Origin of the sequence: Enterococcus sp. DIV0210g, from assembly GCF_050559705.1 — a bacterium.
Taxonomy (GTDB): Bacteria; Bacillota; Bacilli; order Lactobacillales; family Enterococcaceae; genus Enterococcus_B; species Enterococcus_B faecalis_A.
The window spans coordinates 1920568-1932890 of the sequence record NZ_CP187903.1 but is presented as its reverse complement, the minus strand read 5'-3'; the positions used below and the strand labels follow the sequence as shown (position 1 = coordinate 1932890).

14 protein-coding genes are annotated in these 12323 nt (G+C 39.2%); 9 read left to right on the top strand and 5 right to left on the bottom strand.

Features of this window, described 5'->3' with window-relative positions:
- The first annotated feature begins 1 nt into the window (after nucleotide 1).
- Entirely contained in the window at nucleotides 2–688 is a 687-nt protein-coding gene (locus tag IGI64_RS09435) for a hypothetical protein (protein ID WP_429940277.1), read from the top strand.
- A 33-nt stretch (nucleotides 689–721) separates the two neighbouring features.
- The gene (locus tag IGI64_RS09430) at nucleotides 722–1408 is read left to right on the top strand and encodes a hypothetical protein (protein WP_429940276.1); all 687 of its coding nucleotides are present in this window, start codon (nucleotides 722–724) and stop codon (nucleotides 1406–1408) included.
- Between the two features lie 54 nt (nucleotides 1409–1462).
- Here the strand turns inward: IGI64_RS09430 and IGI64_RS09425 are convergent, their stop codons facing one another.
- Nucleotides 1463–3319 carry an RNase A-like domain-containing protein gene (locus IGI64_RS09425; RefSeq protein WP_429940275.1) on the bottom strand — a complete coding sequence of 619 codons (1857 nt, stop codon included), beginning with the start codon at nucleotides 3317–3319 and terminating at the stop codon, nucleotides 1463–1465.
- A gap of 251 nt (nucleotides 3320–3570) precedes the next feature.
- The gene (gene pnuC / locus IGI64_RS09420) at nucleotides 3571–4311 is read right to left on the bottom strand and encodes a nicotinamide riboside transporter PnuC (protein WP_034861402.1); all 741 of its coding nucleotides are present in this window, start codon (nucleotides 4309–4311) and stop codon (nucleotides 3571–3573) included.
- Nucleotides 4312–4620: 309 nt separating this feature from the next.
- Between pnuC and gloA2 the strand changes: the two genes are divergently transcribed.
- From gloA2 to IGI64_RS09405, 3 genes are all read left to right on the top strand, one after another.
- The gene (gene gloA2, locus IGI64_RS09415; RefSeq protein ID WP_429940274.1) at nucleotides 4621–5001 is read left to right on the top strand and encodes an SMU1112c/YaeR family gloxylase I-like metalloprotein; all 381 of its coding nucleotides are present in this window, start codon (nucleotides 4621–4623) and stop codon (nucleotides 4999–5001) included.
- Nucleotides 5002–5087: 86 nt separating this feature from the next.
- Nucleotides 5088–5267: a hypothetical protein gene (locus IGI64_RS09410; RefSeq protein WP_034861405.1), complete on the top strand. Its 180-nt coding sequence runs from the start codon at nucleotides 5088–5090 to the stop codon at nucleotides 5265–5267.
- A gap of 139 nt (nucleotides 5268–5406) precedes the next feature.
- A complete protein-coding gene (locus IGI64_RS09405) occupies nucleotides 5407–5970 on the top strand; it encodes a GNAT family N-acetyltransferase (protein WP_016623321.1) in 564 nt (187 codons plus the stop codon).
- A gap of 450 nt (nucleotides 5971–6420) precedes the next feature.
- Here the strand turns inward: IGI64_RS09405 and IGI64_RS09400 are convergent, their stop codons facing one another.
- Nucleotides 6421–6945, bottom strand: coding sequence for an LURP-one-related/scramblase family protein (locus tag IGI64_RS09400; protein WP_016623323.1), 525 nt, complete (start codon nucleotides 6943–6945; stop codon nucleotides 6421–6423).
- 28 nt (nucleotides 6946–6973) lie between these two features.
- Complete coding sequence (locus tag IGI64_RS09395; protein WP_034861407.1) at nucleotides 6974–7843, bottom strand: Cof-type HAD-IIB family hydrolase; 870 nt, start codon at nucleotides 7841–7843, stop codon at nucleotides 6974–6976.
- A 125-nt stretch (nucleotides 7844–7968) separates the two neighbouring features.
- On the opposite strand from IGI64_RS09395, the gene IGI64_RS09390 reads away from it, so the two are divergent.
- From IGI64_RS09390 to IGI64_RS09375, 4 genes are all read left to right on the top strand, one after another.
- On the top strand, nucleotides 7969–8649 hold the full coding sequence (locus IGI64_RS09390) for a uracil-DNA glycosylase (RefSeq protein WP_429940768.1): 681 nt from the start codon (nucleotides 7969–7971) through the stop codon (nucleotides 8647–8649).
- A 152-nt stretch (nucleotides 8650–8801) separates the two neighbouring features.
- Complete coding sequence (gene pta / locus IGI64_RS09385) at nucleotides 8802–9782, top strand: phosphate acetyltransferase (RefSeq protein WP_016623326.1); 981 nt, start codon at nucleotides 8802–8804, stop codon at nucleotides 9780–9782.
- Between the two features lie 404 nt (nucleotides 9783–10186).
- Entirely contained in the window at nucleotides 10187–10651 is a 465-nt protein-coding gene (tsaE, locus tag IGI64_RS09380) for a tRNA (adenosine(37)-N6)-threonylcarbamoyltransferase complex ATPase subunit type 1 TsaE (protein ID WP_429940273.1), read from the top strand.
- A gap of 1 nt (nucleotide 10652) precedes the next feature.
- Nucleotides 10653–11174 carry an N-acetyltransferase family protein gene (locus IGI64_RS09375; RefSeq protein WP_429940272.1) on the top strand — a complete coding sequence of 174 codons (522 nt, stop codon included), beginning with the start codon at nucleotides 10653–10655 and terminating at the stop codon, nucleotides 11172–11174.
- Between the two features lie 554 nt (nucleotides 11175–11728).
- Here IGI64_RS09375 and IGI64_RS09370 read toward each other — a convergent pair.
- Nucleotides 11729–12262 carry a 3'-5' exonuclease gene (locus tag IGI64_RS09370; protein WP_016623329.1) on the bottom strand — a complete coding sequence of 178 codons (534 nt, stop codon included), beginning with the start codon at nucleotides 12260–12262 and terminating at the stop codon, nucleotides 11729–11731.
- Nucleotides 12263–12323: the final 61 nt, after the last annotated feature.

The following is a 12323-nucleotide window of genomic DNA, read 5'->3' as shown; positions in this document are numbered from 1 at the left end:
AATGAAATGGTTGGAAGAAGAGACAGAGAATTTTGAGACAACGATTACGAAAATGGGGATAGACATTTCTGGAGTAGTCTTAGATTATGCCTTTTTTTCAGAAGAGAATTACCAAGGAGAAAAAAGCCACCAAGAAGCCGCCATTGAAATGATCAAAGTATTGAGTATCCAATATTTCAGGAGAATAGGATCGATTTTCACAGAAGAACAAGAAAAAAGACATGGGAAGGAATACACGAATAGCGAGAGGAAAAAGTATGCTGAAAAACGTCCATCTCGTGAAATTAGATATACAAATGATATTTATTTTTATAGCCCAAATGCCATCTCTAGTTTTAAAAAAACTGTTGGAGAGCCTTATACAGTCAATCTTGAACTTATGAATGCAAAAGAAATTACCTCAAAACACTTCTTTCATGTAGACGAAAACCCGCACATGATTGATACAGAAAATTATGAGGATGCTTTTTTACATCCGCCATATTCTTATTTAGGAACGAGTGAAGACTTCATCCGCACAAATAATTATTTGTTTCCAGAGAAAGAAAACTTGATCATCTACCAATGGGATAACGATTGGTCGGATTATTTTGGGTATGGCAAAGAATGGTGGGGTGCAGCGATGTGGACCGTGTACGATCCGGCCCGAAAAAGATTTACAGTTATCGGCGCGTCTGCTACCGATTAAGCTGATAAAAATCAAGAATAGGGAGCTGAAACCATGAAATGGTTGGAAGAAGAAACGGAGAATTTTGAGAGAACAATTACGAGTCAAGGAATAAACATCGGAAAAATGGTCTTAGATTATGCATTTTTTGAAGTAACGGATTATCAGGGAGAAAAAAGCCACCAAGAAGCCGCCATTGAAATGATAAAAGTATTGAATATCCAATATTGCAGGAGAGTAGATTCGATTTTTACAGATGAACACGAAAAAAGGTATGGGAAGGAATACACGATTAGCCAGAGAAAAAAGTATGCTAAAAAGCGTCCATCTCGTGAAATTAGATATACAAATGATATTTATTTTTATAGCCCAAACGACATCTCTAGGTTTAAAAAAGCGTTTGGAGAGTCTTATGCTGTTAATCTTGAACTTATGAATGCAAAAGAAATTACCTCAAAACACTTCTTTCATGTAGATGAAAACCCACATATGATTGATACAGAAAATTACGCAGATGCTTTTTTACATCCACCTTGTTCTTATTTCGGAACGAGTGAAGATTTCATCCGCACGAATGATTATTTATTTCCAGAGAAAGAAAACTTGGTCATCTACCAATGGGATAACGATTGGTCGGATTATTTTGGGTATGGCAAAGAATGGTGGGGTGCAGCGATGTGGACTGTGTACGATCCGGCCCGAAAAAGATTTACCGTGATCGGCGCGTCTTCGACCGATTAAGCTGATAAAAATCAAAAAAGGAATAGGAAGAAAAGTTCCTATTCCTTTTTTGATTTAATGTTCGGAATTTGTTCTGATCTCTGGATAGGCAGTTAGAATAAAATAGTAACGGTTCTTTCTTACTTGTTTACTTTTACGCTGAATTGTCACTAGTGTATCTGGGATTTCTGAATGGATTTTATTGACTCCATCTACCCGCTCGATTCCCCAGCCTGTTGGAATACCAGATAATAGACCTTCCTTGGAAGTAAAGACTATTTTATTGTTTTTACCTACTTTGGATGTACCAAGTGGGCTCGTTATAGAATCTACACCAGGAATCCCAGTGATAGTTCCATTTAAATAAGGCTTAGCGGAGAAAATAGCGGCATTGATCATGATCAACGGCGTAATAGGTTCATAAAAAGTGGTGGCTTCTTTTACAGGTTTATCTTTATCATCTAAACGCGCTTCTAAAAATTTTTTATCTTTCCCAACATGATCCCTAATCGTATGCCCACGCGTAAACAGTTCATCATAAATGAAATCTAACGGCGTATACCATTTTGAATCATCTTCTTCCCACTTCGATACTGTACTAGTATAGAGGTTATGATTTATTATTGTCCATGCTGCACCGAGTGTATAAGCCATTAAAATATTTCCGTTGACATCGATTATATGTCCTGTCGCTGGATCAAACACCCCACGTTTCCCGTCAATTGTTATTGCATCATCGTAAGGAATGGCTTCTGCATCGTAGATAAATTCGATTGAGTGCCATAGATCAGCAGGGACAGGTGTTCGGTTATCTGCGTAGATGAAATTCCCGGAAGTTGTTGCCGTAACAGGGCGTCCGTTCAGTCTAGCCACGAGACCAGAAGGATCAAATTGCATAGGATCTTCCGATGCAATGAGTTGTGTTAAATTGGCTGCAGCTTCGCGATGTCGTGCGGTATACGCTCGTGCCATATTCACCGCGGTGTCACGCGCTCGTTCTCGGGAAGGAACAGAAATCGAACCAAATTCATAAGGGGTGTTTTCGCGAATAAACGTTAAAAATTCTTCAGGCGTAGTTAGTCTTTCTAAAAAATAATCCATGGGAATGTCCAAAACAATTTCACGAAGATAGCCCATAACAAAAGGATCAGTATGGAACAATTCTCCGGAAACCATGAGCAAAGTCTGTGAACTTCCCCGATAAGTTTCTCTTAGCGAAAATCTATCTAAGACAAAAAACATACTTTCGTGGATAGGACTTTCATTCATACTGGTATCTCTGACAATCACAGAATGTTGGGGTTCTATGTTCCAGCGGATGCCGTAAGTAAGTGATTTTCTCAAACCTGGGGCATTTGTTTTGTCGAAATCATAAGAACCATGATGACTGGTACCGGTCAGAAATTCCCGCATGATCGTATGCCCTAGATTGCTTCGAGCATAATAAGATTGCAGAGACTCAGAGAAATCATACGTATTCGTTGTTGAATCGACCCCAGACCTGATAAATTGATTTAATTCTTGTTGAGCATCCGCAGAAGCATCAAAATAATGGGAAAGGTTGTGGTTCGTTTTGGCTAAATCAGCAGTGGTGCTGCCCAATGCTTGACCCAATTGATAAAAGGTATAGCCTAAACCAATTCCTAAAATAGCAGGACCGATAATGGAGGCTGCAGCACCAGACAAAAGCCCAGCGCTTAATGTTCCTCCGCCGGCAGCTGTAGCAAAAGCGGATAAAGACAATCCACTGAATGCGTTGATGGGGATAGCTGTCATTTGCGGAATCGCCGGTTCTAATTCAACAGGTGGTAAATTCGTTTCTTCCGCTAATTCAGACTGGACAATATGAGCTTCGGCAACAACAGCAGTGGGCAAGACGAAATACGGAGTCAAGGAAAGAGTAAGCAATACCAATAAATACAGTTTTTTCATAAATAAGCTCCTTTTTATAACGCTTTCATTTTTTGTACAAGAAAACCAAAATCTTTTTTTCACCTCCTTTGTGCAACAAAAAGAGGATAGCATGGGAAATGTTCCAAGGATGACCGACTTTTGGAAACTTTCGAAAAAGTAGTTCTGGACTTTTAGCAGAAAAAATGTTTCAGCAATAAAACAAAAAACAGCCGACCCTTCAAAGGTCAGCTGTTTCTATTTGGCTTGGTCAAAATTGAGGCACTCTTTTTTTATGAATGCTGGAAATATTGGGTTTCTGCTTCTTGCATTTTTTCTCGGGTTTTTTTATTGTACCAAGGAGAAACAGTGAAGGCTAAAACGTCATTGATCAAGTAAACAGAACTGTTGATAAACATAGCCAGACTTGCTGCTCCGTGAGTAAAGGAAACGTACCATAGGACCATCTGTGCAAGACCAGAAGCTACCCACCAGTAATATTGGTTGTTGTAACGCAAGAAACTGATCACACCAGCTGTAAGACTGATAGAAAAAGCAATAGCATCAATCCAAGGGCGAGGATCATCTGTGTAGCGGCCAATCAAGAATCCTGATACCAAATAAACGATTACTGTACTGAAAATAGCAATTACCCAGCTCTTGCCAGTGAATTGACGGATCTTAGAAGCCATGTTATGGTTCCATTCTTTACTTAAAAGAACAGGGATGTCAAGAGTGACCATATAAGCGATTTGTTCGCCGATACTCAAATAATTTTTAGCAGAATAGCCGACGATGATAAAACAAATCGCTGAAAGGATACCAAGAACGCCATTGACAGATTTCGCAGCATTGATGGAAAGAATGCACAAAACGCCAAGATTGGTACCAATAAAAGTAATAATTGTAAGCCAAGTGATGGGCTGATCAACCAAAGTCATGACTTGGCAGCCTAAACTAAAGAAAAACAGATAATAATTTTGTTGCGGCCACCCTCTTAATTGGTGCATCAAGAAATGGATATATGATTTCATGAAAGTTGAATACTCCTTTAGACACTAAATGTAGTGTGTGCGAATTTTTATAACACAACTTATTGTATTACTTTAGAAAATAAATTCTAGACTTACTTTTTAAGAAAATGTGTGTTATGATTTCTATGAATATTTTCTGTAAAGTTTCAAAATTCTCCGAGCGGATCTTAGCTGTTTAGCTGAGATCCGCTTTTTTTCTTAAAAAGAAAAGATTGCTCCTGTAAGATGGATTTGGCGATTACGCAGAAAATATCTGTCTGTTTTTGTCTTTTAGGTTAAAATAGGAAGAAAGAGAAAGAAGGGGATAAAATGAAGTTGAACATGATCCATCATGTCGCGATCATTGTTTCGGATTATCAAAAATCGCGTGCCTTTTATGTAGACTTGTTAGGATTTGAAGTAATCCGAGAGAATTATCGGGAAGAAAGAAAGGACTATAAGCTGGATTTGAGATTAGGGGAAAGCGAATTAGAGATTTTTGGCATAGCTGATGCGCCGGAAAGACCGAATTATCCCGAAGCTCGCGGGTTACGTCATTTAGCATTCAAAGTGGACAATATCGAAGAAGTCATCCAAGAATTAAATGAAAAAGGTATCGAAACGGAGCCAATCCGGTATGATGATTACACTGGTAAAAAAATGACGTTTTTCTTTGATCCAGATGGCTTGCCTCTAGAACTGCATGAATAGAGCCGATTTTTTTATTATCCAATAGCTTGTCAGTTTTCATTTTGACAGGAGAAGAGTAAACTAATAAGTAAAGGGAGATGAAGAAGATGGAAAAAATGAAATGTCCAAATTGCGGAAAAACCTTTAATTATGAAGAAGTAGAGAATGTGGTCGAACACTCACGCCAAGAAATGGAAATCGAATGTCCCTACTGCAAAGAAGTAGCGGGTAGAAAAATTTCTAATGGTTATTTTATTACGCGAAAAATCGAAGACTATCTGCATTGATCAATTAAAAGATAACATCGTTCAATTGTAACCAAGTAAAACTACACAAAAAAAGAAAAGCAAGCTAAACGGTTTATAGAAAATAAACCGTTTTCTATGCTGTTTGCTTATGTTAAACTGACACTAAGGAGGCGGCTATATGATTCGATTTGCAAAAAAAGAAGACGGTCCAGCTATCGCGCCGTTGATATTAGTTATTTTAAAAGATATGGAATTACCTTTTTTAAAGGAACATGGAGAAGAGAAAACACTGCAGATCTTAGAAGAAGCAATCAAAGATCCTGCTTATCGTTATAGTTATTCACGCGGTATCGTCGAGGAAATCGATGGGGAGATCGCTGGAGCTGCATTTGGTTATGCTGCAGAAGAAGAGCCATTTATTGATGAGCCGTTGATTGAGATTCTAGATCGTTATGGTATTGATAGCTCCACGCAGTTATTTGTGGATAAAGAAACTTTTCCTGACGAATGGTACTTGGATTCGATCTCAGTATCAGAAAAATTCCGAGGACAAGGAATCGGTACACATTTGCTGGAAGCATTACCGAAGCTTGCTCTTCGTGAAAAGAAATCGACCATCGGATTGAGTGTCGATGAAGGCAATCCGCAAGCGAAAAAATTGTATTTGCGAAATGGTTTTGAAGTAGTTGGCCAGCGAATGATCAGCGGCCATCTGTATGACCATATGCAAAAGAGGTTGTGAGCAAGCTGCCCAGCTCCAAGCGATAAGACTCTTTTTTGCTGGGAAATAGCTTTTCCTATTTTCCAGAAAAAAAGCTTATCGACGAAGGAGCTAGCTTGCGAACACCGTTTAAGTAGAGGTTGTGAAAACGATGTTCTGCTTCAAGAAATAAGAACAAAAAAACAGAAATGGCTTCTCACATTTTTGTTTTTTGGGACTTATTTCCGCAGAAGCAATCGTTTGAGCACCGTTTATGTAGTGGTCGTGAAAGCACCGCTTAGCTACGAGCAATAATAGAAAAAACGTGAAACAGCTTCTCATATTTTGCTTTTTTTTGAGTTAATACCGAAAGAGTTGGTTCTTGAACACAAGTTACAAAAAACATTCAATGCCAAAACAAAAATTCCGCAAAACGTGTTTCTGTTTTGCGGAATTTTTGTTTTTATCTAATGAAATGGTTGCCGCGGATTGCTATTCAGCGGTAAAACCTACCGCACGTTTTCCTGTTTCCTTGTTTCTGTTCTTCGTTTTATGATAAAGCCAATAGTCTAAAACGGCAGCGATACAGATACAGATAGGTGCATCTTCATCATCAGAAACATCAAGAACATAATAGTCGCCAAAGAAAAGAGTTGCTTTATCCATCGTCATGATTGGCTGATTGAAATGCTGGATCTTATAGCGGTGGTTGTAGATATCCCCTTGGACGCTCCAGTGAAGATGACGAACATAATAAAAATCACCAGGCCAATTGAAAATCTTCTGCATCGTGCCAACTTTTTCAAAACCTTTGTATAATTCAAAACGGGTGCCGAACGTCAAGCTGACCTGTTTGATAGAGGCAACCAAATCACCATTCATCGCGTAAAGAGAAAGTGCATCTCCCTTTGTTCCCCAACGACCCACCATCAAAAACAGCGATTTTCCTGCTTGGTTTTTGACCACTGTCCGAGTCACTTGGCTCAGCTGTTTTTCCTGAATGAAAAATTCCGACATAACGGTTCCCCTCTTTTCTAGGTAAAACTTACAGTTCTTCAGCGATTGCGCGCAAAATCGCTTTTCCAACGCCAGATTCTAAATTAGTATCAGTGATATATTTAGCATATTCTTTGACATCGATTTCTGCATTCCCCATAGCAAAACTTACACCGGCTAATTGGAGCATGCTGACATCATTGAAATTATCACCGATTGTCATTACTTCATCTAATGTGATGCCTCGATCATTTGCAACATGTGCAACTGCAATTCCTTTTTGCGCATTTCGATGGTTGATTTCGATATTGTTTTGTCCAGAAGAAGTGACAGCCAAATCACCTAATTCATCAATTTGTTTTCCAACAGGTCCTAAGATCTTTGGCCCTTCAGTATGGAAGCAGATGATTTTCAATACTTCGATTGGTTCTTCATAAATAAGGTCGCGAATACTTTCAACATAATTGATATGAAGCAATTCTAGATTTGCAGAAGCCATGGCAATCGCCATTTTATAAGTCAAATGGGGAAGGTGGCTTGCGACCATTGAAGCAAAACTTTCGATCCGCTTGCTTTGGCTTTCTGAATAAAGCCCTTTATTTGTTGCTACTTCATAATAGATTTGGTGCTCATCTAAAATATCAAGAATCATTTCTGCTTGCTGACTAGGAATCGCTACAGTAAATAAAGAATTACCTTTTTTATCATAAACTTGTGCGCCGTTCAATGTGATCATTGCGCAGTCGATCTCCGCTTCATCTAATGCAGAACGTGCTTCCTGATAATTCCTTCCAGTAGCCACCATGAATTCAACGCCGCGGCTCATGGCAAAACGAATAGCTTCAGCATTTTCTTCTGAAATACCCATATGTGCGTCTAAAAGTGTTCCATCCATATCTGATGCAATTAATTTAATCATGATTCTAATCGTTCCTTTCTGGTTCTGATTATAGTTTAACATATTCCAAAGAAGGTTGTATGAGAAGATACAGACTTGTAGCAAAAGCTTTTGTGCGTTATTCTGGTGGGTAGGAGGTGGAGAATTTGAAAACAATTATCCAAAACAGTTGGCAAGAGGTATTGTCTTCTGAATTCCAGAAAGACTATTATAAAAAATTAAGAAACTTTTTGAAGGAAGAGTATGCGACGCAAAAAATACACCCAGACATGTATCATGTTTTTGAAGCGCTGCAGCTCACACCTTATGAAGATGTAGAAGTTGTTATTTTAGGACAAGACCCATATCATGGTCCAAATCAAGCACATGGATTATCTTTTTCTGTCCAGCCAGGCGTGAAGGTGCCGCCTTCTTTAGTGAACATTTACAAAGAACTTGAAAGTGATCTTGGCATCCATCCGGTCAAGCATGGTTATTTGGTTTCTTGGGCAAAACAAGGTGTACTGCTCTTGAATACCGTTTTGACAGTAAGGGAAGGACAGGCTTATTCACATCGAGGGCAAGGTTGGGAACAGCTGACAGATGCAATCATTCGAAAATTGAATGAACGAGAAAAACCAATCGTCTTTATTTTATGGGGGAAACCAGCACAAGAAAAAAGCAAGATGATCGATAAAAGCAAACACGTTATCATTACTTCACCACACCCAAGCCCGTTGTCGGCACGCCGCGGCTTTTTTGGGTCGAAACCTTTTTCAAGAACCAATGACGCATTGATTGCACTAGGAGAAAAACCAATCGATTGGCAATTACCTGAAACAGTGTAATAAAACAGCGCTTTCCTGTTGTAGTGCAGTTTGTTTTATTTGTGAAAAACGTTATTTGTATAAGATTTAGAACTAATACAGATAAAATAAACTGTTCTTTTTTTCGATAATGGTGTATCATAATTAATATAAAAATATCGGAGGGTTAGCTCGTGGAATTATTTGATAGTTTAAGATTCAAAATCGTACGCCGCGGCATCAAAGTCGTGTTTCCAGAAGCAACAGATGCACGTATTTTAGGAGCAGCAGCACGTCTGAAATCAGAAGAATTGGTAGAACCGATCCTGATTGGTAGTGAAGAAGACATCAAAGCAGCTGCAAATGCAAGAGGAATCAAAACATCTAGCTTTACAATCATTGATCCAGATAACTATGACCGCTGGGATGAAATGGTCGAAGCTTTTGTCGAACGCAGAAATGGAAAGGCATCCAAAGAACAAGCAGAATCAATCTTGAAAGATGTCAATTACTTTGGAACAATGCTGACATACATGGGTGTTGCTGATGGTATGGTATCAGGAGCTATTCATTCAACAGGCGATACTGTTCGTCCAGCATTACAAATCATCAAAACAAAACCAGGTGTCAGCCGTACAAGTGGTGCAATGATCATGGTTCGTGGAAGAGATCAAGAAAAATACATCTTCTCTGACTGTGCCATCAACGTAAATCCAACAGCACAAGAATTAGCTGAAATCGCAGTCGACTCTGCAAAAACAGCTGAATTATTCGATATCGAGCCAAAAGTTGCCTTAATGAGCTTCTCAACAAAAGGATCTGCGAAAGCACCAGAAGTTGAAAAAGTAGTGGAAGCAACACGCTTGGCAAAAGCAATGGCGCCGCAATACCAAATCGATGGCGAATTGCAATTCGATGCTTCGTATGTGCCAGCTGTCGCACAATTGAAAGCACCAAATTCTGATGTAGCAGGACAAGCAACAGTCTTTGTTTTCCCAGAATTACAATCAGGAAACATCGGTTACAAGATTGCGCAACGATTCGGAAACTTTGAAGCAATCGGACCAATCTTGCAAGGACTAAATAAACCAGTATCCGATTTGTCACGCGGAGCAAACGAAGAAGATGTGTATAAATTATCGATTATTACAGCAGCGCAAACATTGATCGATTAAGAGGTTGTGAGCGAGCTGCTCAGCTCCAAGCAATAAGACTCTTTTTTACTGGGAAATAGATTTTCATATTTTCCAGTAAAAAAGCTTATTGCCGAAGGAGCTAGCTCGCGAATACCGTTTATTAAGAGGTTGCGAGCACCGTTGTGTAGAGGTCGTGAATTCAGGGCTTTGCTTTGAGTATTAAAATTTTTTTATAAAAAAAGTCGCGAAACTTATTTTGATTAGCAATAATAAAGTAATCCGTAAAACAGCTTTTTATGTTTTACGGATTTTTTATACGTTGTAAAGTTTCCCGTTCGTCATGGAAACGATGCTTGCAGCAGCAGAGGCTGTTCTCTTTTTTTCTTTTCAAAAAGAATGATCCGCGATATACTGACAAAAAAGAATGTGAAGAAGGCGAAAAGATGATCGAATTGAAAGATGTGACGGAGACAGAAAAATTAGCAGAAGTAATCGGTGAAGTTGCAGAACCTGGCGATAACCTAGTATTGACAGGAGATTTAGGAGCAGGCAAGACTACTTTAACAAAGGGCATCGCGAAAGGGTTAGGAATCGACCAAATGATCAAAAGCCCAACCTATACGATTATCCGTGAATATTCAGAAAGCCGCATTCCGTTGTACCATATGGATATTTATCGTGTAGCAGAAAGCGGAGCCGATCTTGGTCTGGATGAATATTTCGAAGGAGATGGACTATCTGTTATCGAGTGGGGGAATCTATTGGGGGAAGCACTACCGGAAGATTACTTGGAACTGATTTTAGAAAAAAGTGATACAGATTTGGATAAACGCTATGTGAATTTCCGCGCATATGGTCCTGAAAGTCAAAAATTTGAATCACGTATTCTAGAAAAATGGGGCAAGTAAGATGACAGAATTGACAATAACTTTCCGTGAAGCTGTTCCGTCAGATGCCGAACAGCTGCTGGAGGTCACGAAAAAAATCGGCAGCGAGACAGAATTTTTGGTCATGGATGAAAATGGAATGAGTCTTACACCAGAATTGTTGGCTCATCAGTTAGATGCTTTATATGAAAGTGAAAATAACGTATTGCTCCTTGCTTTGGCAGATGAACAAATCATTGGGACAGCTTCAATTAAAGCAGATAGCCATTATCGGGTGTCGCATATCGGCGAAATCGGCATCAGTATCTTGAAAGAGTATTGGGGAATGGGCATCGGTACGTTATTGATGGAAGAATTGATTGAATGGGCAAAAGAAAGCCAGACAATCTATCGACTAGAATTAACTGTCCAAGCAAGAAATGAGCGTGCGGTGCACATTTATGAAAAAATGGGCTTTGAGGTTGAAGCGCGTATGCCGCGGGGAGCACGAAGCGATGCGGGTGAATTTCTGGATGTTTATTTGATGCGTTATTTGATCAATTAAGAAAGAAGTTAACAAACAGATTTAAAATCTAAAAAAGCGCAAAGCAGAAAGCTGCTTTGCGCTTTTTTAGTTAAAGTGAGAAGAAGAGCATTGAGCTGAGCATCAAGTCAAATTTTTGCAAAAGTCTGAGAAGCGACTTCGAAAAAGCATCCTTGCTGCTCAAAGCAGAGTGCTGAGTTTACGACCACTACATAAACGGTGTTCGCAACATTGCTTCTTCGGAATTAAGTTCAAAAAAGCCAAAAACGTGAGAAGCTGTTTTTCCTTTTTTGTCCTTAATTCTTGAAGCAGAACATGTTGCTCACAACCTCTATAAACGGTGTTCAAGAACCAACTCCTTCGGCAATAATGAAAAAATCCGCAAAACATGAAAAGCTGTTTCACGGATTTTTTCATTATTGCTCGGAGCTAAGCGGTTCTTTCACGACCTCTACATAAACGGTGTTCACAAAGCTGACTTTCGGCAATAAGCTTTGATGAGAAAAAATGCAAGAAACCATTTTCTCTCACCAAAGAGTCTTATTGCTCAAGTCAAAACGCTTTGCTCACAACCTCTACTTTAAAGTGACTAACTTCTTCAACGGTTCCGTTCCAAAATGCTTTTCTTGGTACAGCAAGATCTCCGCACAGGCACGGCTGTCTTCCAACGCATCATGGTGATTTTTCAAATTGATCGATAAATTATCGCAAACCGTATTCAAACGATGATTTGGAAATTCAGGGAAAAGTCGCCGGCTGCTTCTCACGGTACAAAGTGAAAGATAATTTGGTTGTTCCAAATGATAATAATCGAGACATCCAGCAAGTACTTTTGTATCAAAAGGCGCGTTGTGAGCAACGATCAGCCGATTTTTTTGGAAATATTTTTGGATCTCTTTCCAGACTTCTGGAAATTTTGGTGCATTTTTGACATCTTCGGGATGGATCCCATGAATCTGGATATTTCGCCAGAAAAAAGGAGTTTCCGGTTGGATCAGCGTATAGAACTCGCCCACGATCTTACTATTTTGTACCATTACTAAGGCAAGGGAACAGGCACTATGCGCTTGATGATTCGCGGTCTCGAAGTCCATCGCTACAAAATTCATAACAAAAAAGTCCTCCTTTTAAAAACAAACATAAACGTTTTAGAAAAAAATTCAACAGCGG

Bases quoted from the DNA above. Each gene is read 5' to 3' on its own strand.
- IGI64_RS09435 (WP_429940277.1), top strand. From the start codon at position 2: ATGAAATGGTTGGAAGAAGAGACAGAGAATTTTGAGACAACGATTACG.
- IGI64_RS09430 (WP_429940276.1), top strand. From the start codon at position 722: ATGAAATGGTTGGAAGAAGAAACGGAGAATTTTGAGAGAACAATTACG.
- IGI64_RS09425 (WP_429940275.1), bottom strand. From the start codon at position 3,319: ATGAAAAAACTGTATTTATTGGTATTGCTTACTCTTTCCTTGACTCCG.
- pnuC (WP_034861402.1), bottom strand. From the start codon at position 4,311: ATGAAATCATATATCCATTTCTTGATGCACCAATTAAGAGGGTGGCCG.
- gloA2 (WP_429940274.1), top strand. From the start codon at position 4,621: ATGAAGTTGAACATGATCCATCATGTCGCGATCATTGTTTCGGATTAT.
- IGI64_RS09410 (WP_034861405.1), top strand. From the start codon at position 5,088: ATGGAAAAAATGAAATGTCCAAATTGCGGAAAAACCTTTAATTATGAA.
- IGI64_RS09405 (WP_016623321.1), top strand. From the start codon at position 5,407: ATGATTCGATTTGCAAAAAAAGAAGACGGTCCAGCTATCGCGCCGTTG.
- IGI64_RS09400 (WP_016623323.1), bottom strand. From the start codon at position 6,945: ATGTCGGAATTTTTCATTCAGGAAAAACAGCTGAGCCAAGTGACTCGG.
- IGI64_RS09395 (WP_034861407.1), bottom strand. From the start codon at position 7,843: ATGATTAAATTAATTGCATCAGATATGGATGGAACACTTTTAGACGCA.
- tsaE (WP_429940273.1), top strand. From the start codon at position 10,187: ATGATCGAATTGAAAGATGTGACGGAGACAGAAAAATTAGCAGAAGTA.
- IGI64_RS09375 (WP_429940272.1), top strand. From the start codon at position 10,653: ATGACAGAATTGACAATAACTTTCCGTGAAGCTGTTCCGTCAGATGCC.
- IGI64_RS09370 (WP_016623329.1), bottom strand. From the start codon at position 12,262: ATGAATTTTGTAGCGATGGACTTCGAGACCGCGAATCATCAAGCGCAT.